Source organism: Pseudomonas sp. RA_105y_Pfl2_P56 (assembly GCF_963970845.1).
GTDB lineage: Bacteria > Pseudomonadota > Gammaproteobacteria > Pseudomonadales > Pseudomonadaceae > Aquipseudomonas > Aquipseudomonas baetica_A.
Map to the genome: position 1 here is coordinate 1 of NZ_CAXAPL010000049.1, position 20,510 is coordinate 20,510.

General features: G+C 58.3%; 14 protein-coding genes and 3 pseudogenes. 9 read left to right on the plus strand and 8 right to left on the minus strand.

Going from position 1 to position 20,510, the window contains the following annotated elements; translation table 11 throughout:
• From AACY11_RS24685 to AACY11_RS24715, 7 genes and pseudogenes are all read left to right on the plus strand, one after another.
• Positions 1-158: pseudogene (locus tag AACY11_RS24685) on the plus strand (Hcp family type VI secretion system effector); the annotation flags it as partial.
• 128 nt (positions 159-286) lie between these two features.
• Positions 287-3,193, plus strand: coding sequence for a type VI secretion system Vgr family protein (locus tag AACY11_RS24690; protein WP_339495935.1), 2,907 nt, complete (start codon positions 287-289; stop codon positions 3,191-3,193).
• The gene (locus AACY11_RS24695; RefSeq protein WP_339495936.1) at positions 3,190-7,908 is read left to right on the plus strand and encodes an RHS repeat-associated core domain-containing protein; all 4,719 of its coding nucleotides are present in this window, start codon (positions 3,190-3,192) and stop codon (positions 7,906-7,908) included. The genes AACY11_RS24690 and AACY11_RS24695 overlap by 4 nt, the downstream gene beginning before the upstream one ends.
• Before the next feature lie 18 nt (positions 7,909-7,926).
• On the plus strand, positions 7,927-8,523 hold the full coding sequence (locus tag AACY11_RS24700) for a hypothetical protein (RefSeq protein ID WP_339495937.1): 597 nt from the start codon (positions 7,927-7,929) through the stop codon (positions 8,521-8,523).
• A 215-nt stretch (positions 8,524-8,738) separates the two neighbouring features.
• On the plus strand, positions 8,739-9,002 hold the full coding sequence (locus AACY11_RS24705; RefSeq protein WP_339433997.1) for a PAAR domain-containing protein: 264 nt from the start codon (positions 8,739-8,741) through the stop codon (positions 9,000-9,002).
• A 138-nt stretch (positions 9,003-9,140) separates the two neighbouring features.
• Positions 9,141-10,139 (plus strand): ankyrin repeat domain-containing protein, encoded by a 999-nt coding sequence (locus AACY11_RS24710; RefSeq protein WP_339495938.1) that lies wholly within the window; start codon positions 9,141-9,143, stop codon positions 10,137-10,139.
• Between the two features lie 53 nt (positions 10,140-10,192).
• Positions 10,193-10,588 (plus strand): hypothetical protein, encoded by a 396-nt coding sequence (locus AACY11_RS24715; RefSeq protein ID WP_339433999.1) that lies wholly within the window; start codon positions 10,193-10,195, stop codon positions 10,586-10,588.
• A gap of 102 nt (positions 10,589-10,690) precedes the next feature.
• Here the strand turns inward: AACY11_RS24715 and AACY11_RS24720 are convergent, their stop codons facing one another.
• Entirely contained in the window at positions 10,691-11,386 is a 696-nt protein-coding gene (locus AACY11_RS24720; RefSeq protein WP_339434000.1) for a tRNA (adenine(22)-N(1))-methyltransferase, read from the minus strand.
• A gap of 341 nt (positions 11,387-11,727) precedes the next feature.
• Here AACY11_RS24720 and AACY11_RS24725 point away from each other — a divergent pair, with 341 nt between their 5' ends.
• Positions 11,728-12,657, plus strand: a complete 930-nt coding sequence (locus AACY11_RS24725) for a Gfo/Idh/MocA family protein (protein WP_339434001.1) — start codon at positions 11,728-11,730, stop codon at positions 12,655-12,657.
• Positions 12,658-12,701: 44 nt separating this feature from the next.
• Here AACY11_RS24725 and AACY11_RS24730 read toward each other — a convergent pair whose 3' ends face one another.
• From AACY11_RS24730 to AACY11_RS24750, 5 genes are all read right to left on the minus strand, one after another.
• A complete protein-coding gene (locus AACY11_RS24730; protein WP_339495939.1) occupies positions 12,702-13,967 on the minus strand; it encodes an NAD(P)/FAD-dependent oxidoreductase in 1,266 nt (421 codons plus the stop codon).
• Positions 13,957-15,549, minus strand: coding sequence for an aldehyde dehydrogenase (NADP(+)) (locus tag AACY11_RS24735; protein WP_339434003.1), 1,593 nt, complete (start codon positions 15,547-15,549; stop codon positions 13,957-13,959). The genes AACY11_RS24730 and AACY11_RS24735 overlap by 11 nt, the downstream gene beginning before the upstream one ends.
• 71 nt (positions 15,550-15,620) lie before the next feature.
• The gene (locus tag AACY11_RS24740; protein ID WP_339434004.1) at positions 15,621-16,568 is read right to left on the minus strand and encodes a dihydrodipicolinate synthase family protein; all 948 of its coding nucleotides are present in this window, start codon (positions 16,566-16,568) and stop codon (positions 15,621-15,623) included.
• A gap of 54 nt (positions 16,569-16,622) precedes the next feature.
• Entirely contained in the window at positions 16,623-17,549 is a 927-nt protein-coding gene (locus AACY11_RS24745) for a 4-hydroxyproline epimerase (protein ID WP_339466075.1), read from the minus strand.
• 22 nt (positions 17,550-17,571) lie between these two features.
• Positions 17,572-19,197 (minus strand): APC family permease, encoded by a 1,626-nt coding sequence (locus tag AACY11_RS24750; protein WP_339495940.1) that lies wholly within the window; start codon positions 19,195-19,197, stop codon positions 17,572-17,574.
• A gap of 232 nt (positions 19,198-19,429) precedes the next feature.
• Here AACY11_RS24750 and AACY11_RS24755 point away from each other — a divergent pair, with 232 nt between their 5' ends.
• Positions 19,430-20,200, plus strand: a complete 771-nt coding sequence (locus tag AACY11_RS24755) for an AraC family transcriptional regulator (RefSeq protein WP_339434007.1) — start codon at positions 19,430-19,432, stop codon at positions 20,198-20,200.
• Here AACY11_RS24755 and AACY11_RS24760 read toward each other — a convergent pair.
• Together AACY11_RS24760 and AACY11_RS24765 are read right to left on the minus strand one after the other, a co-directional pair.
• A pseudogene (locus tag AACY11_RS24760) lies at positions 20,197-20,373 on the minus strand (LysE family translocator); the annotation flags it as partial. The gene AACY11_RS24755 and the pseudogene AACY11_RS24760 sit on opposite strands and share 4 nt — an antisense overlap.
• A gap of 27 nt (positions 20,374-20,400) precedes the next feature.
• Positions 20,401-20,499: pseudogene (locus tag AACY11_RS24765) on the minus strand (AraC family transcriptional regulator); the annotation flags it as partial.
• Between the last annotated feature and the right edge of the window lie 11 nt (positions 20,500-20,510).

A 20,510-nucleotide genomic window follows, 5' to 3' on the forward strand; every position in this document is an offset into this window, starting at 1 on the left:
TCGTCGCCATCAACAACAAAATGCACAACTGCCAGGATCCAGGCAACTCGCACTTCACCCACCTGGAAGAAGTGCAGTTCACCTACCGCAAAATCACCTGGACCCACGAAGTATCCGGTACTTCGGGGTCCGATGACTGGCGTGCTCCAGTCGTTTAATTACGGCTGATGGTTGTACCGTCTCGGCCGGTTTCGCCGGTCGAGGCACACTCACTACTTAAAGAATTTTTCGCCAATAGCCCACCAACCGGCTGTTGCGCGTCGCAGCATTGTGCGAGGAACATGGGATGTTCTCACCGGCCAACCAGCCTCATTTCAACCTGACCGTCGATGGCGTGGAAACCGATTTCCAGGTCTTGTCGTTTACCGGCCGGGAGGCACTTAACACCCCCTTCGAATTCGAGCTGGAACTGGTCAGCGAAAAGGCTGCGATCAACCTCGAAAGCGTGCTGCATAAACTGGCGTTTCTTCAGCTGTCGCCGACCGGTACCGGCATTCACGGGCTGGTCTACAGCATCGCCCAGGGCGAGGCGGGCAAGCGCCTGACGCGCTACAAGATCTCCCTGCGCCCGCAACTGGCGTACCTCGCGCACCGGGTCAATCAGCGCATTTTCCAGCAGATGACCGTGCAGCAGATCATCAGCCAGGTGTTGGAAGAGCACGGCATTCTCGCCAGCGATTACCACTTCCAGCTCAGCGCGATTTACCCCGAGCGCATCTACTGCGTGCAGTACGACGAATCGGATCTCGATTTCATCCAGCGCCTGTGCGAGGAAGAAGGTATTCACTACCACTTCCAGCACGCCGCCAGCGGCCACAAACTGACCTTCGGCGATGACCAGACGGTGTTCCCGAAACTCGCGCCTGTGGCTTATCAGCAGGACTCCGGACTGGTCGCCGACAAACCGGTGGTCAAGCGTTTCGGCCTGCGTCTGGCTACCCGCACCAGCCGCACCACGCGGCGCGATTACGATTTCGTCAAACCGAGGATTGAGCTGGAAAGCGACGCCAAAAGCAGTGCCCAGCCAGACTTGGAAGATTACGATTACCCGGGCCGATTCGTTGACCGTGACCGCGGCAAACATTTGGCCAATCGCGCGCTGGAGCGTCATCGCAGCGACTATCGACTCGCCGAAGGCAACAGCGATCAGCCTATCCTGGTCAGCGGGCATTTCCTCGCCCTGACCGAACACGCCAACCCGACGTGGAACGACCTGTGGCTGCTCACTGAAATCTTCCACGAAGGCAAGCAGCCGCAAGTGCTGGAAGAGTCGGTGACCAGCGACACCACGGACAACAAGGACGATTTCCACCAGGGCTACCGCAACCGCTTCAGCGCGATCCCGTGGGACGTGCCTTACCGTCCGCCGCTTGATCACCCGAAACCGAAAGTCCTCGGCACCCAGAGTGCCGTGGTCTGCGGCCCTGAAGGCGAAGAGATCTACTGCGATCAGTACGGCCGGGTGAAGGTGCAGTTCTTCTGGGATCGCGAAGGCAAACACGACGACATGACCAGTTGCTGGATGCGTGTCGCGTCGAGTTGGGCAGCGGAAACCTTTGGCTCGATCAACATTCCGCGAGTCGGCATGGAGGTGTTGATCACCTTCCTTGAAGGCGATCCCGATCAGCCGCTGATCACCGGTTGCCTGTACCACGGCGCTAATCTGCCGCCTTACAAACTGCCGGATTTCAAGACTCTGGCCACGGTCAAGAGCAAGGAATACAAGGGCAGCCGCGCCAACGAACTGCGCATCGACGACACCACCAGCGAGATCAGCATCGCGCTGCGCAGTGACCACGGTGCGAGTGCGATCAACCTCGGCTACCTGACACATCCACGCCCAAGCGGCGGCCAGCCGCGTGGCGAAGGGTTCGAATTGCGCACCGACCGCCATGGCGCGGTGCGTGCCGGTGCCGGTTTGCTGATCACCACCGAGCCGCGCCCGAACGAGTCGAAACATCACAAGGATCTGCCGGAAACCGCCGAGCGCCTCGCCACCGCGAGCGATCAGCAGGACGGCTTTGCGGTGCAGGCCAAGGAGTTGCAAGCGCAGGAAGCGGGCGATCAGGACGACGTGGCCAAAGCCTTGCACGCCCAGCATCAAGGCGTGCTCGGCAGTGGCCCGGCGAACATGACCGCCAATGAGTTCCCGGAATTCACTGAACCGCATCTGGTACTGGCCAGTCCCGCCGGCATTGCGTTAACCACGCCGCGCTCCAGCCACATCGCCACTGGCGAACACCTGGCATTGAGCAGCACCGGCCACACCAGTCTCTCCATCGGCAAACGCCTGCTGGCCAGTGCCAGTCGCGGCATGCGCCTGTTCGTGCAAAGCATGGGTTGGCGTCTGGTGGCGGCGTCCGGCGACATCGACGTACGGGCGCTCAAGGACAGCATCAACCTGCTGGCCAAACTCAACATCACCGCCAATGCCGACCGCATCACCATTACCGCCAAGACTGAATTGGTGATCCAGGGTGGTGGCAGTGCCACGACTTACAACGCTGGTGGCATTACTCACGCTACCAGCGGCCCGTACACGGCCCATGCGGCGAACTTTGCCTACACCGGTGCGAAAAGTCTGGCCGGGGTATTCCCGGAACCGCCGAAACCGGGCAAGGGCAACCTCGAATTGTTCAACCAGTACGCCGGGCGCCAGGGCATCAAGGAAGGTGATTACGAAGTCATCGACGCCTTGGGCAAAAGTATCAAGGGCAAGCTCGATGGCAAAGGTTTTGCCAGTGTCGCCGGCGCTGCGCCGGGACCGGCGCGCGTGCTGTTCGGTAAGGATCCGGCGGACACCTGGAGCGATGGCAGTTACATCGGTAAGCCGGAATGGCCGTTGAATCCGCCGGGGGCCGAAGACGTGCCGAGCCAAGTGCAGGCGATGGTCGCACAGGTGTTGCCGAGCAAGAGCTGGGACATGTTGGAGAAGGGCAAGGACATGGTGCAAACAGGGATGAATGCGATGCAGACCGCGCAGGGCGCAATGCAAACGGCGCAGCAGGTCAAAGGCGCCGTGCAGGGCGGAGTGGCTGGATTGCCGAAACTGGCGAGTGCCGCCATGCCGAGTGCGTCGAGCATCCTCGGCGCCGCGAGCAAGGGCGGCCGATTGCCGACGCTTCCCGCACCAACGCTGCCAAAACCTTCCTTGAAAACCCCGGGCATGTTGGCGGGTGAGATGCTGTCATGACCACTGAAAATGCTGTTGTAAAACGTGAACCTCAAGTTGCCATCGTTCCCCTGAATGCCATCGACATTCAGGATGTTGCCAGCGGTGCGGCAACCTTCGACGCCTGGCTTCAATCCGCCAGTGGCGGCGTGGTCACTCTTGATCGAATCAAGAACGTCGGCGGCGCATTACCCGTGGTGGGCAACATCATGGCGTTGGTCGATGCGCTGGGTGACATCGTCACCCTGTCGAATGCCCAGAAGCGCGACCTGCTGGCGTGGGCCAGTCTGGGCATCAACCTGATCGGTGTTTTGCCGCTGCCACCGGCGATGGCGGCAGCCCGTATGACGTTGCGCCCAACACTGTTTCTGGTGCGTCAGGAGATGAAGGCCAGCAGCAAGATGCTGCTCAGTGCATCTGTGATCGAGGTGCTGGTCGGGCACCTGAACGCCTCTATCATCGGCACCCTCGACGACTTTGTTGAACAGGCCAAAGGCAAGTTGCCCGGGATTCTCGCGGACGCTGGCAAGCTGGGCGAAGACGTTATTAACGAGATCGCCAAAGGTCTCGAAACCGTTGCTAACGGTAAGCTCGACGCCAAGGGGGACGTCCAGGCCGCCAGTCAACAAATCAGCGCTGCGGGGGATCAGTTACTGAGCGACCCTCTCGCGGCAATTGGCAACATTTTCGGGGCTACCGCGAGTGCTTATAAAGCGGCTGGCAAGGGGCTGGCCAACAGCGCTGCCGATCATCTGCTACCCGACGAGATCAAAAAACAGGTTGCTACCGAGACCGCAAAACTGCGCGCCATGGGACCGGAACTGCGTACCCAGTTGAGCAAGTTGGACGACGAATCGGTTCAGAACTCGATTGGCTGGTTGCTGCTGATTTTGTCCAGTGCAGTCACTCTTTGGCGTAAGCGCAATGCTCATGGACAGAGCGCCGGAGTCAAGCCTGACAAGACCAGTCAGGCCAAGCGAACGGCCTCGGAAGGTGAGCTGGGTGCAACTAGCCATCAAGCTCCAGCGACGCATGCGGCCGATCCAAAGAAAAATGCCACTTGTACCAGCACCTGCCACAGCATCAATTTTGCTTTGGGTTCAGAAAGCCTCAGCCATAGCGATTTCAGCTTGCCGGGCCCATTCCTGGTCGAGTGGACGCGCACCTATAACTCGCGCCTCGACGCCTACGATCAGAGCGAAATGGGCGCCCGCTGGATCACCGAATTCACCACTCGGTTTGACTGCGTGGACGATGGCTTGACGTTCTACGGCTCCGATGGCCGTGACCACAACTATCCGCTGCCCAAACTCGGTCTGTTTCACTACGACGCCATCGAAAACATCACACTGGTTCGCAGTGGCGAAGACCAGTTGCTGCTGTGCCGTGGCTTCGAACGCAAGGAAAGCTACGTCCGCCATGGCCAGCGCTTTGTGCTGACCAATATTTCGCTGCGCAACGGCGCCGGGATCATGCTGCATTACGAGCATCGCCATGGTGAACAATCGTTGCTCTCCGACCTGATTACCTACCAGGAAAACGACATCAGCAAGGTGCACCTGCACCTCGGCACGATGATCGACGATCACGGCCGACTGATAGGCCTTTGGCAAATCATTGACGGTGCCCCACTGCGACAACTCTGTGCTTACCAGTACGACACCTATGGCGACCTGATTCAGGCGCAGGACGAGAATGGCGCAGTCTGGTCGTATCAGTTTGAGCATCACCTGATCACCCGCTACACCGACCGCACCGGGCGCGGCATGAATCTGGAGTGGGACGGCCAAGGCGCCAAGGCCAAAGCCGTGCGCGAATGGGCCGATGACGGCAGCTTCGACACACGTCTGGAGTGGGACGAAAACATTCGTCTGACCTTCGTCACCGACGCGCTTGGCAACGAGACCTGGCACTACTACGACATCCTTGGCTACACCTACCGAATTCGCTACGCGGATGAGCGTTCTGAATGGCTGTTTCGCGATGGCGCGAAGAACATTGTTCGTCACGTCCGAACAGATGGGAGTGTCGCGCGCTTTGGTTATGACGAGCGCGGAAACATGCTTGAGCATATTCGACCTGATGGAAGCGTTACGCATTTTGCTTACGATGATCAGGACTTGCTGATCAAGATCAGTGATGCTGAGGGAGGGCAATGGCAACGCGCGCATGACGATCAAGGTAATCTGGTTGAAGCGCTCGATCCGCTTGGCAACAAAACCGAATACGCATACAACAAGTCCGGCCAACTCACGGCGATCAAGGACGCCAACGGCAATGAAAAGACGTTGGACTACAACGATGCCGGCCAACTGGTGGAGTACGTCGATTGTTCGGGCAAAACCAGTGCTTGGGAGTACGACAAACGGGGGCAGATGATCTGCTTCACCGACGCCGCTGGGAACGCCACCGAGTACGAATACAAAGCTGGGCAACTGGCGCTGATCAAGCACCCAGATACGACCGAGGAACACTTTGAGCGCGACGCTGAAGGTCGGTTGTTGGCCCATGTCGACGGTCTGGATCGCTGCACCACTTGGAGCTATACCGCTGCAGGTCTTATTGCCGAGCGTGTGGATGCGGCCGAGCAGACGCTACGTTATCGCTGGGATCGGCTGGGCCGATTGCAGGCTATGGAAAACGAGAATGGCCAACGCGCGCACTTCCACTATGACCCGGTCGGTCGCCTGCTCGAGGAAACCGGCTTTGACGGTCAGTTTACGAGCTATCAGTACGATCCTGATACTGGACGTCTGGCCCATTCTGTCGCCGGTGGCCGCACGATCTCGTTGAACTACGATTCAATGGGGCGGTTGGTTGAGCGCCGTGCCACCTTGGGCGACCAGTCACAAAGCGAGACCTTCGCCTATGACGGCAACGGCAATCTGGTCATGGCCAACAATGCTGACAGCCGCCTGCAATGGTTTCATGACCTGGCCGGCAACCTGCTGCGCGAACACCAACATTACCTCAGCCTGGAAAAACCTACGGTCGCAGTCTGGCAGCATGAATACGATGTGCTTAACCAGCGTGTCGCCACGGTGCGCCCAGACGGCCATCGTGTCAGTTGGCTCACCTACGGCAGTGGTCACTTGCTGGGCATGCGTCTGGACGAGCATGAACTGATCGGCTTCGAACGTGACGATTTGCACCGCGAAGTTGCCCGTCATCAAGGCAATCATCTGATGCAAACCCAAAGCTGGGATCCGGCTGGACGCTTGCAGGAGCAGTTATTAGGGCGCAGCGATGACAAATCGACACTGGTGAAGCGCGAGTACAAATACGATGCTGCCGGCCAACTGACCGACATCAACGACAGCCATCGCGGCCCGCTCGCGTATCGCTACGATCCCGTCGGCCGACTGCTCAGCGCGGTGACACGTCAAGGGGTGGAAACCTTCGCCTTCGACCCGGCGGGCAACCTGCTCGACGACAAAGCAACAGAAGTTCGCCGCCCGCTGGAGCTTGCACCACCGCGCAGCAAACTGGTCGATAACCTGCTCCGTGAGTATGCCGGCACTCACTACGACTATGACGAACGCGGCAACCAGATCCAGCGCTGGCACAACGGTCAACGTAGCGATATGCGTTGGGACTTGTTTGATCGACTGGTGTATTTCGAAGATCCACACCTCGCGGTCGATTACGCATACGACGCGCTGGGGCGACGCCTGCACAAAAACTCTCGCGCTCACTACAAACAGCGCCCGGAAGCCGGCTCCCTGTGGAACCGCAACGAACACGCACGCAAGCAGCGCGAGCTAGGCTGCGGCTTCACGCTCTACGGTTGGGATGGCGACAACTTTGCGTGGGAAAGTAGTCCCGCGCAGGCCGATGGAGAGCCAGGGCGCACTGTTCACTACATCTTCGAACCAGGCACCTTCGTTCCTGTGGCACAGGCTGTGCGTCACGCGCCCATTAATCTGATGAGACAGCCGGATTACAGCGATGAGTACAATATTGATAATGACCCACTGTGGAGTCACAAGGTCATAGCACTACCATTTGATGCGTTGGCCTGGTACCAGTGCGATCACCTAGGCACTCCACAGGAGCTGACCGATCAACATGGCAATATGGCCTGGGCGGCTCAATACAAGGCGTGGGGGCAGGTAACGGAGCAGCGTTCGGAGTGGGCGCGGCAGCATGGCATTGTGAACCCGATCAGGTTCCAGGGGCAGTATCATGATCATGAGACGGGGCTGCACTACAATCGCTATCGGTACTATGATCCGCAGGTCGGTCGGTTTGTAAGCAGGGATCCGATTAGTTTCGGCGGCGGGACGAACTTTTACCAGTATGCGTCCAACCCAGTCATATGGACGGATCCACTAGGCCTCGCTGCGGATGGGCAGTTAGGTACTTACGGTAGTATGAATGGCGGCAGCAACGTAGGTGATCAGTTGGAGGTTCACGAGCTCGTCAGGCATGAATCTCTGGTTCAGATGGGATGTGCGAATAAAAGACGTCGCAATAAAGCGAATCCGTCGATTGCCGTTGACCCCACAAGACATGATGCGATTCACTCCAACGAAACCGCTCTGGCGCGCACTCATCTAGGCCTAGGCGTTAATGAGTTTGATTTTGACCCAGCGACGGGTAAACCCTCTAAACGGCAAATGGACGTTTGGCAAGGAGCCATCCGTCAGTCCGGAATATCAGCTTCGCAGGCCAGACGTTTGCGCAAGCGCTCTGGTCAATATGTAAATTCGCTTAACTGCTGCTGTAATCAATAAATTAGCGGAGAGATGCAGATGTTTAATGAATTGGTTTTTACCCAAGAGTTGCCTACGAAAGCTGATGCATATACAGGCGGAGGGGTCTATCTGCCGAGTGATGTAGTTTGGCCTCAATCGACGGATGGACTGCCACTTACACATTTGATCTCTTTTCCTGGCGCATGGTTTTCAGATGCGCTAGTGGACGAAAATTATTGGATCTCGGTATTTATACCGTACCTGCCGGGAGATGTAGGACATTACAGAAAGCTAAGAGCTCTCAGTGGAGTATCCGAAGCTGTTGTTATGGGATATATCCGTTCAAGCGAAGAGCGGAATGAAGCATCGAATAAAATACTGGATTGCGGAAGAGTGCTGCTTTTGTCAAGTCCGGACTCTGATGATGATGAAAATTTGGCGTCTAAACTTGATGGTATAGATGCTTGGTTGCAGGCACCCATATCATCAAGTATCGGACGCAGACGGGTGTCTATTTATGGTGGGGATTTAGATGTTTCTCTCCCCAATAACAAAGGCATACTTTCAGATGGTATGGGTTATCTTTTCCTGGATGATGAATTCTCAGGAAAAAAAGGAGCCGGGTGCGGTGGGTTTTTTCTCCAGCTAGGTTAGTCGAACGGTTTGAAAACCACCATGACGGCTAGCCTTCGCTGCGCCGCGAGTTTGCTTGACCTGGTCTAAGCAGGCTGATGAGGCGTGCGCTAGAGCGCTGAAATGTGTTGGCCGTAGAATGTGCTGCCAGCTATCGAATGGGTTAAATACTACTGGGGTGGCTGTTCGTTACAGATAGATATTGCAGCCATCCCGTAGGTCAAAGGAGTGACAACATGAAAGACGCCATTCGCTTGGGCGACTCTACCACTCACGGTGGCAAGGTCCTCGAAGCTTTCTCCCAGACTGACCTCAACGGCAAGCCGATTGCCGGGCTCGGTCACAAGGTTAGTTGCCCATTGTGTAAGGGGATTTTCCCGATTGCCGAGGGCAGCAGTACCTACACCGTCGATGGCACGCCGATCGCGCTCGATGGCATGAAAACCGCCTGCGGTGCTGCGCTGATTGCCAGTGGGCCGAAAGGGGCCGTGATTAGCTGAATCCATATTTTGTGCATCGATTGCCTTTATGCATGGCGCGGGTTCCTGTCGCCTGTTTGAGGATGCTTGAAGAATGAATGAAGTCGTTCTACTGCATTGCCTGAATATTAATACTAACCATCAAGTCGTGAGTTTTATATGCTGAGTATGAGTTGTACTTTTAACCGCCTGTGGGCCGCATGTGTTGTCGCAGGTGTATGTTTTTCTGGTACGAGCGTAGCGCAAGCGCAGCCAGCAGACCTGTATAAACAATTGGATGCCGCCGTACTTCAATACGCCTATTCAAAGGAGCAAAAAGACCTTGATGCCGTAAATAAGTTGCTCAAGGGCGGCGCAAAGCCTGACGCGCTTATTCTATGGCATGCAGCTTATTACAGGAGCCCAGTGCTGGTTGATCGGCTTCTCGAGTTTCCTGTCGATGTCAATCAACCAATCAGCGATAACGGTGAAACAATACTGTTATCCATATTGGGACATATGGGGGATCCAGAAGACATGAAGGACTCAATGCCCATTGTGCGGAGCCTGATCAAAGCGGGTGCCGACACCAATGTGATTGCTCAAGGCGGAACCAATACGCCACTTATTGCAGCCGTGGGCATAGAAAACCCATCGTCGGTCGAAGTGACAAAGTTACTGCTGCAGGCAGGTGCAGACCCCCGGATGCTGACGCCTCAGGGGTTTTCTCCATTGATCGGCAAAGGTGCGAACAATCTGGAATTGATCAAGCTGTTGATCGCTGCTGGTACTGATCCCTATGGGGTCAGCAAGGTGGGCTCTACACCTTTGCATTACGTTTGCGTGCGAGCCTATGCTTTGAACGATCAACCTGATCCGCAAGCTGCACAGCGGATTGCCCTGCTGCACAAGGCTGGCACTTCCGTTGATGCCTTTGCACCTCAACAGCAGGCATGGCCTGTTGGCACTCCATTGCTGGAAAGTGCAATTCGTAGCAACCCGGATTGCACAAATGCTTTGCTGGCTGCCGGCGCCGATAAAGATGCACCGGCTTTCCCCCCGGAATATGTGGCACAAGACCCAAGTGTGAAAGGTCAGACTGTCCGTCAAAACATACTCAAATCAGTAAAAAATGTACCGGATTTGTATTCCGAATCCATTATCAAGTTGTTCCAGTAAAAAAAATTAAGCTAAACAGAGCTCAATGCTCTCTGAAATTTAAAGGAATAAATATGAAGATCGCTTCTTTGATTCTCGCCATGGCAGCAGTTTTTGGCACCTGCAATATCGCTCACGCGGATGGAAAAGATGCTGCCACTCTGAAAGGGATATACGACATTGGCCGCAATATGTCAGGCCTGGTCAAAAATTGTGTCGACAAAGGGTTCCTGAAAGCAGACAGCGTTGAGAGCGCCAACAAGATGGTTGTCTTTGTTGACAATATGCCTGGTGATTTTGACAAACATGACGGCGACAAGAACGAACAGTCTGGTCGTAAGGGCGAAGTGTTGGCTAACGGGGAATACAAGAACCTGGAAAGCAATCTGCCGCCGAACCTCACTCTCAAGCAATGGTGTGAGCAGGCTGATCAGGGCATGCGCGAAGGATTGAAGCGTGTCGGTCTGTAATCTCGGCTGATGTGATTCTACAGCTTGGAAGGACGCTCGCAGATCGCGAGCGTTTTTCATGTCATGGACTGTGCAGAGTGTCCCTGAAACTGCCTACGCGCATCACGCTAATAGTTCGGCAATCCATTGAGCCTGCTGCTTAACCTCTTGCACTTTCGCTTCGGGCAAAGCCTGCTGCGCACGTGCAAATTGAGTCAGCGTCTTTTGCTTCTGATGCAGCTTGCGTTGCCACTTGATCAGGAACGCCGGGCTGCGAGCCTGCATCTGTAGAGGGCCGAAGTAAAGCTCTTGATCGGTGTACGCCACTGTCTCGGCGCGTTCGGCAACGATGATTTCGTAGTCGAAGCGATTCTCGTGCAGCACTTCCTCGCTGAGGATGCGGTAGCCATTGTTCATCAGCCACTGGCGCAGTGGCTGCTCGCCGCCGTTGGGTTGCAGGATCAGGCGTTCCGCGCCGCTTAAGCGTGACTTGCCGCTCTCGAGAATATCGCGGATGGTTTCGCCACCCATGCCGCAGATAGTGATGGCGGTGATCCCGTCTTCCAGTCCGATCGCCGCCAGCCCATTGGCCAGGCGCACGGTGATGTGTTGCTGTAGATCGTTTTCGCGTACGGTGCGTTCGGCCGAGTGAAAGGGCGTCAACGCCACCTCACCGGCAACCGCCGCCTCAAGCACGCCTCGGCGCATCAGCGCCACCGGCAGATAGCCGTGATCCGAGCCAATATCGGCCAGCCGTGCGCCGGCGGGCACATGCGCGGCCACGCGCTCCAGGCGCGCGGACAATGTCTGTTCGTTCAACGGCAACCCCTGTTCAGCACAAACCTGCGGCGTCTATGGCCGCAAAAGGGGTGCGACTCTGGCGAGCAATGCGTTACGTGTCAAATTCCGGCGACAAGGTTCATGGCGTGCCCGCTCTGCGTTAGGCCGCACTGGCAATGGGTCAGGCGTCTAGATCGGCGCATCCGGCGTCGGAAAGTTGTAGGTGTCGATCATGCCTTCGCGGTAGTGCATTGCTGTGCAATGTTTGCCTGAGCCTGTGAGCCTGTGAGCCTTTGTGACGTTGCGCAGACAGACGCTCGCGGTGTTTACGGGTAATCTGCCGGTTCGCTGACTAAAACAAAACTAAAGTGGAGTCATTGATGCAACCGATCCGTCTCGGCCTGGTGGGCTACGGCAAAATTGCGCAGGATCAACACGTTCCTGCGATCAACGCCCATCCTGGATTCCAGCTGGTGGCAGTCGCCACACAAGGCAAGCCTTGCCCCGGTGTAGAAAATTTTCAGTCCTTGAGCGAGTTGCTCGAGAACGGCCCGCCGGTTGATGCGATTGCGTTCTGTACGCCGCCGCAAGGACGTTTTGCTCTAGTGCAACAAGCATTGGCTGCCGGCAAACATGTGCTGGTAGAGAAACCGCCCTGCGCCACGCTGGGTGAGGCGTTGGCGTTGGTGACTCTGGCCGAGCAACAAGGCGTCAGCGCGTTGTTTGCCTGGCATTCGCGCTACGCGCCCGGCATTGCCGCGGCCCGCGACTGGCTCGCGACGCGCACCCTGCAAAGCGTGCAGATCGACTGGAAGGAAGACGTGCGCAAGTGGCACCCCGGTCAGACCTGGATCTGGCAGCCGGGCGGCCTGGGCGTCTTCGATCCGGGCATCAATGCCTTGTCGATCGTGACTCACCTGCTGGCTCTGCCGTTGTTTGTCGAATCCGCCGAACTGCGCGTGCCGAGCAACTGCCAGTCGCCGATTGCCGCGTCCATCAAAATGTCTGATGCGTGCCACCTCGATGTGCGCGCCGAGTTCGATTTCGACCATGGTCATGATGAGCTCTGGAGCATCGAAGTTCGCTGCGCCGAAGGTGTGCTGCGCCTGGATAATGGTGGCGCGCTGTTGAGCATTGATGGTGTGCGCCACGCCGTATCGGAGGAGGGCGAGTACGCCGCGGTGTATCGGCATTTTCAACAGTTGATTGGCGACAAGGTCAGTGATCTGGATCTACAGCCGTTGCGGTTGGTGGCGGACAGTTTCTTTGTTGGAAGCCGCGTGGCGGTCGAGCCGTTCTACGACGCATGAACTGCACGCGACCCGTTGAAAGCCTGCCCTGAAAGCAGGCTTTTTTAGAAACGATCAAGCGAATAAGGCTCGATTGCCGGCCAATCGCGGATTCGACTTTCTATCGTCGGCAACGCCATCCGCACGATCATTTCCGCCGTCACCGCCGCCTGAGTCAGCCCCAGATGCTGATGCCCAAAGGCGAGCAACACCTTGCCCTCGCACACCTGATCAATCACTGGCAGCGAATCCGGCAATGACGGACGAAAGCCCATCCACGGCGTCGCCGCCGCAGCGCTCAGATCCTTGCGGAACACACCCTTGCTCAAATGGTGTAACTGCCACGCGCGCTCCATGCTCGGTGGCCGCTCCAGCCCGGCGAATTCGACAGTGCCCGCCAGCCGCAGGCCATCGGACATCGGCGTCATGATGAACTTGCGCTCCAGCGAGGTGACGGGGAAGGGCAGCCGGTTTTGTTCTTCGGGCAGCATCAAGTGATAACCGCGTTCGGTGTCCAACGGGACTTTCTTGCCGGTGAGTGCGGCGGTGAGTTTTGCCGAATGCGCACCGCAGGCGATCAGCACGCGGCTCGCGGTTAAACTGCCCGATCCGGTGATCAGCACAACACCGTGTTCTTGCACATACCCGCCTTGCACCTGTTGCTTCAAAAAGCTGACACCGCTGGCCTTGGCCGCTTCGACCAACTCGCACACTACCCGATACGGATCAATGAAATGCCCGGTGCGCGGGAAGAACAGGCCGCCCTGAATCTGCGTGCTGAGTAGCGGCGCAGCTTCTTGTATCGCGCCGGCCTGCCAGAAATCGACGGGCACTTGCTGCTCCCGCAAGCGCGCCTGAAGCGCATCGATCGGCTGTCGCGACTCGGGGCGTTCGAACACCAGCAGTGAACCGTCGACCTTGAGCAGTTCCGGTCGGTCGATGTCAGTCAGCAGGCGATGCCACGCATCAAGACTGCTCTCATTGAGTGCCCGCAGCCCCGCGACCGTTCTCTGGAAGGGCTCCGCGCGCAGATTCAGCAGCAACCGCGTGAACCAGGGCAGGGCGCGGGGCAGGTATTTCCAGTCCAGGCGCAACGGGCCCATCGGGTCCATCAACATCGCTGGCAAACGCTTGAGAATCGACACATCGGCAATCGGGAACACCTGCTCGGTTGCCAGGTGCCCGGCGTTACCGAACGATGCGCCGTGACCGGGCGCCTGCTGGTCGACAACGACGACTCGCAAACCCTGGCGCGCCAGACGCAGCGCGCAGGCGACGCCGATAATCCCGGCGCCGACTACAGCGATGTCGTACGCCACGTTATTCGTCATTGCTTTGTGCTTCCCTTTGTCCATTGAGCAGACGCCGCAACTGCAGCGCATTGGCCTGCTTCAGTGCCGTGGGCAACAGGCTGTCGGGGAAGTCCTGATAACAGAGCGGGCGCAGAAACCGCAGGATCGCCGCCGTGCCAACCGATGTCGTGCGTGAATCCGAGGTGGCCGGGAAAGGCCCACCGTGAACCATGGCGTCACTGACTTCAACGCCGGTCGGCCAGCCGTTGACCAGCAGGCGCCCTGCCTTGCGTTCCAGCGTCGGTAACAAGGCCCGAGCCTGATCCAGATCCTCGTCTTCAAGGTGCAGCGTCGCGGTCAGTTGACCTTCCAGATGTTCGATGACCTGGCGGATTTCCATGCAACTGGCGCATTGCACGATCACCGAAGCGGCACCAAACGCTTCGGCTTGCAGTTGGTGATCGGCGAGAAAGTCGACGGCCTCTGTGACGAATACATGGGCCTGACACTGGTTCGGGCCGGTACCGACCTGGCCGATGGCAGCAATATCTGTTCCAGGGTTCTCGGCCAGTGCATTCACGGCAGACTCATACGCGTTGAAGACCCCAGGTGTGAGCATCGTCTGTGCCGGACTGCGCTGAATCCGTTCGGCGGTGGCTGCAATAAAGGTGTCCAGCGCAGGCTCCTTAAGGGCGATCACCAGTCCCGGGTTGGTACACAATTGCCCGGCACCCAGCGTCAGCGACGCGACAAACCCTTCGGCCAGCGCTTGCCCGCGATTGCGCAACGCCTCCGGGAACAGCAACACCGGGTTGATCGAACTCATTTCCGCGTACACCGGAATGGGTTCCGGACGCGCTTGCGCCGCTTGGATCAACGCCAGGCCACCGCTGCGCGAACCCGTGAAACCAACGGCTTTGATCCGTGGGTCGCTGACCAGCGCTATACCCACTTCGCGGCCAGCCCCGTACAACAACGAAAATACCCCTTCGGGTAATCCGCAGGCTTTCACCGCTCGCGCCACGGCACGACCGACCAGTTCACTGGTGCCGGGATGCGCACCGTGAGCCTTGACGATCACCGGGCAACCAGCGGCGAACGCCGACGCCGTATCACCGCCAGCAACCGAAAAGGCCAAGGGGAAATTGCTCGCGCCAAATACTGCCACCGGTCCCAACGGCACCTGACGTTGACGCAGATCCGGACGCGGCAGCGGCTGGCGCTGCGGCTGTGCGGTATCAACGCGTACATCCAGCCATTCTCCGGCCCGTACAGTGCGAGCGAACATCCGCAGTTGCTGACAGGTGCGGCCTCGCTCACTCATTAAACGCGGGCGCGGCAGGCCGGTTTCGGCCATGGCGCGATCAATCAATTCATCGCCGAGGGCTTCGATTTCCAGGGCAATGCTATCCAGAAAATCGGCGCGGGCATCCAGCGTTGTCTCGCGATAAAGGTCCAGTGCGGTCCAGGCCAGCGCACAGGCCTGTTCAACATGCTCGGCCGAGCCACCTGCATACGACGGTTCCAGCACGGCGTTGGTGGCCGGATTGATCCCTCGAATGGCTTCGCGATTGCCTGCGACTGTTTCTTGTCCGATCAACATATGGCCCGTCAGAGTCATGGGGTATTCCTGGTGGAAAAAGGGTGTCTGCCGTGAATTACACAGGTTCACGGCAGGTAGAAACGCGTGCGTCAGGCGAAGCGCTGTTCCGCCGACCAGTTTTCGTACCACTGACGGAACAGCGAATACTGGTTCTGCGCATAGCGACGCTGGGCGTCACTCAGCACATCGGTTTCGTTGAAGTGCAGGGTGTATTCCTTGTCGCCGTTGAGCACCATCAGGTGTTTGTAATACAGCACCAGATCACAGCCCTCGTCGAAGGAGGACAACACCGCCAGTGCCGACTCCAGCTCCCGTGCCTGACGCCGCGCCTTGGCGTCACCCTTGGCCGCTTGCTTGCTCAGCGCCACCAGTTGCAACACTTCACGGGGCAGGGCATTGCCGATACCAGTGATTGCCCCCGTCGCGTTGCAGTTGACGAAACCGTGGACCACTTGCGTGTCGACACCGACCATGAGGGTCACGTCGTCATCCTTGGAGGTAATGTTTTCGGCGGCGTAGCGCAAATCGGCGGCACCGCCGAATTCCTTGAAGCCGATCAGGTTTGGATACTCGCGGCGCAGTTCGAAGAACAGATCGGCGCGGGTGGCGAAGCCGTAATAAGGGCTGTTGTAGATCACCGCCGGCAGCCCGGGAGCGGCTTGGAGAATCGCGGCGAAGTGGGCTTTCTGCGCAGTGGCCGAAGCACCGCGGGACAGCACGCGAGGAATCACCATCAAACCTTGAGCGCCGACTTTTGCCGCGTGGGCCGCATGGGCAACCGCTTCGCGAGTATTGACCGCACCGGTGCCGACAATCGTCGGGATGCCTGCCGCGACCAGCCGCGCCACCCCCTCCTGACGCTCGGCCTCGGTCAGCAGCGGCCAGTCGCCCATGGAGCCGCAATACACCACCGCGCTCATGCCGATGTCGATCAGTTCACGACCCTTGGCCACCAACGCATCGAAGTCCGGTTTGCGCTGGGCGGTGCACGGGGTCATCAGGGCCGGCATGCAGCCGGTGAAGATGTTGTCGCTCATTGTTTTATCTCCTTGGCACATCGTTCAAATTGAGGTGAAAAATCAGCGCGAGGCTCAGATGCCCCACGCAAATGGGTCTTTTTCATCGATCAGCAGCGTGCTGTCGGCGGTCATCCAGGCGCGGCCGGTGATGTAAGGGCGAACGCGCTCGCCTTCCCATTCGAAGCGACCTTCGAACTGGCTGCCGGTGATGCTCGCTTGCACCCAGCGTTCGCCCGGTTGCAGTTTGTCGTCGGCGGCCAGGCAGGCGAGTTTGGCGCTGGTGCCGGTGCCGCACGGTGAGCGGTCGTAGGCTTTGCCGGGGCACATGACGAAGTTGCGGCTGTCGGCGTGGGTGTCGTCAGCAAACAGTTCGATGTGGTCGATGACCGCGCCGTTTTCGCCGTATATACCTTGGTCTTCAAGGGCCTTGAGCATCGCCCAGGTATACGCCGTGAGGTGCTCGACGTTGTCCATGGTCAGCGTTTGGCCGTGCTCGGAGACGAGGAAAAACCAGTTGCCGCCATAAGCGATATCGCCAGACACGCGGCCATATCCAGGCACTTGCACCGACACTTGTTTGCGATAACGCCAGGACGGCACGTTGCCCAGGGTCACGCTGCTGTCTTCGTGCAATGTCGCGCTGACCAGCCCGACCGGTGTGTCGATCTTGTGCACACCCGGGGCGATCTGCCCCAAGTGCTGCAACGAATTGATCAGGCCGATGGTGCCGTGGCCGCACATGCCCAGGTAGCCGGCGTTGTTGAAGAAAATCACCCCACAGGTGGCGTCCGCCGACACCGGCTCGCAATACAGGGCACCCACCAGCACGTCGTTGCCCCGGGGTTCCAGCAGGCAGGCACGCCGCCACTGGTCATGCTGATTACGCAGAGCATCTCTCTTCTCGGCCATGGTGGTGCCGGGCAGATCGGGGAAGCCTTTCATCACCAGACGTGTGGGTTCACCGCCGGTATGGGAATCGATGACGTGTACTCGTTTCATGGACGTGTCCCGTTGAGTGATTTCAGTAGGCGCCGGCAGGCTGCGCATTCACGCGAGTTGCGGTGGAGACGATTTCACTGTCTTCATCGTCGTCCCCAAGGCGCAGCAGATGCGCCGGCACGCCGGTCGCAGCCCCCCAGTAATAAATGCCGGTTGCAAAAGCGGCCACGACGAGGGTGTCGAAAGGGTGGGCGAGGATGCCCAGACCGCCGAATGTGCCGAGTTTCGAGAGCACGATGGTCACGGCGTAGAACGCGATCAGCCACGCGCTAGAGCGCACCTGGCGTGCCAGATTCAGGTGAGCGGTTGGCACGAATCGGCCACACAACAAGTACACCACGAACATCAGAATTTGCAGGCCAAGCAGCCACGAAACCGTGCTCCAGCCCGACCAGTAGACGATCAACGCGGCGATGATGAACGACACCGGCCCCAACACGCCCATGCACTTGACCCGGAACGGACGCGGCATGTTCGGCGCGTTGCGGCGCAGTGCAGCCACTGACACGGGGGCCACGGCGTAGCTCAACACCAGGGCGGCGGATACCACGTTGATCAACGCTTCCCAAGACGGAAACGGCAGGGTCCAGAACACCGACAGCGCGAAGGTCAGCCACAGCGCTGGACGCGGGATGCCGGACTTCTCATCGATTCGAGTGAACACCTTGAAGAACGTGCCGGTTTGCGCCCAGCCGTAGATCACTCGCGGGGTTGCGTTCATGTAGATGTTGCCGCAGCCGCTGGGTGAGATCACAGCGTCGGCAACCACCAGATAAGCCAGCCAACCTACGCCTAATGCCAGGGCGATGTCACGGTACGGCAGGGCGAATTCCTTGCTCACGCCGGCCCAACCGTTGGCGAGCAGGTCGGTCGGAATGCCACCGAGAAAGGCCATTTGCAACAGCACATAGATCAGGGTCGACAGCAGCACAGAAAGAATCAGTGCAATCGGAATGGTCCGTTGTGGATTTTTCACTTCACTGGCCACCGAAATGATCGGCGTCAGCCCCAGATAAGCGAAAATGATCCCGCCCGCCGACACGGCCATCTCCACACCCGACAGGCCGAACGGCGCAAAACCCTGCACCTGAAAGTTTTCCGGTTTGAAGAACGTGAACAGCACACCGATGACCAGCAGCGGCACGATGAATTTGAAGATGCTCACCAGGTTGTTGGCCTTGGCGAAGGTCTTCACGCTGCGGTAATTGAGCAGGAAAAATACGCACAGCAGGCCAAACTGCACCAGCCAGCCAAGGAAGGTCGGATCACCGCTGCCGGTTTTGCTCAGACCGGGAAACCATGCCGCCGCGTATTGGCGCGAAGCAACCACCTCGATTGCCACCAGACTGGAAAACGCGATCAGAGTGATGAACCCCATCAGGTAGCCGAGCAGCGGTCCGTGCGAGTACACCGGATAACGCACCACGCCCCCGGCACGGGGTAACGCCGCGCCCAGTTCGCAGTAGACGATGCCCAGCAACAACACCGCGAAGCCGCCCAGCAGCCAGGAGAAAATCCCCGCTGGCCCGGCGATCGCGGACACATGGCTGGCTGCGAACAACCAGCCCGAACCGAAAATTGCACCGAGCCCGATAAATGTGAGGTCGATCAGTGAAAGCTGTTTTTTGAACTTGCCTTGGCCTGACATGGCATCGCCTTCTTGTGAGTTATTGGATAGGCAGTTGTGGTGTCACTGGGGCCAGACTTTGAACTCATCGCGTTGGCTGCGATTGATGTTTTGCGCGGGGATCAATGACGAAATCAGCACAATGGCGCAGATGAAATGCGGGCCTCGACACGATTTGAACGATGCTGCAATCTGCACGCAAATGCCGTATGGCGGGCACTTGGCTCACTCACGAACAGGGCAGAGAGATTTGATGCGTAACGCGTTTTCGATCCTGAGTCCGGGCGGTGACGGCAACCGTCCACAAACCCTTGAAGAGCTATTGGCCGGCGCGACGCTGCTGTTGCCAATGCTAGACGTGATCCCCAATGCGGCGATTTTCATCAAGGATGTGCAGGCCCGTTACGTGCTGGCCAACCGCACACTGGTGCAGCGTTGTGGCTTGAAGGATCTGCGCCCGCTGCTCGGCAAAACCAGCGCGCAAGTGTTCCCGGCGCAGCTAGGGCCAGGTTACACAGAGCAGGATCGCAAAGTGCTGGAGGAGGGGTTTGTGCTTGAGGATCAGCTCGAACTGCACCTGTACGGCAGCCGCGAACCGGGCTGGTGCCTGACCCACAAGCAACCGCTGTACAGCCGTGACGGCGAGATCATCGGCTTGGCAGGCATTTCGGTGGACCTGCAATCGGCCAGCGAAACCCATCCGGCGTTCCAGCGACTGGCGGCTGTCGACGAACACATTCGCAGGCATTTCAATCGGCGTGTCACGCTGGGCGAACTGACCCGTATCGCTGGCATTTCAGTCGCGCAACTGGAGCGCTACTGCAAACGGGTTTTCCATCTGACGCCCCGACAGATGATTCAGAAAGTTCGGCTGGAACATGCCCATCGCCTGCTCCATACCGACCTGCCAATCACCGATGTTGCGCTGCAGTGCGGATACACCGATCACAGCGCATTCACCCGCCAGTTCAAGGCATCGACGGGGTTTACGCCGAGGCAATATCGCCAGACGACCGGGCATTAGACCAACATCGTCAACCACGCCGAGAGCAGCAGCGAAAACGCCAGCAGCGCGTTCATACGCTTGAACGCCTGAGCTGAACCGAACAGCCGCGCACTGCCTGCACCCAGCAACGCCCAAAACGTCATGCACGGCAACGACACCAACAAAAACAGCAGTGACAACACCAGCAGCCGTCCGTAGGCATGCAACTCACGCTCCAGCCAATGTGGATCGTAGGCATGTCCCTGAAAATGGGCGCGGATCGATTCAATCCCGGTATCGACATCCTGGGACAACTCGATCCAGTTGCGTTTCTCCACGGAAGGCTCCA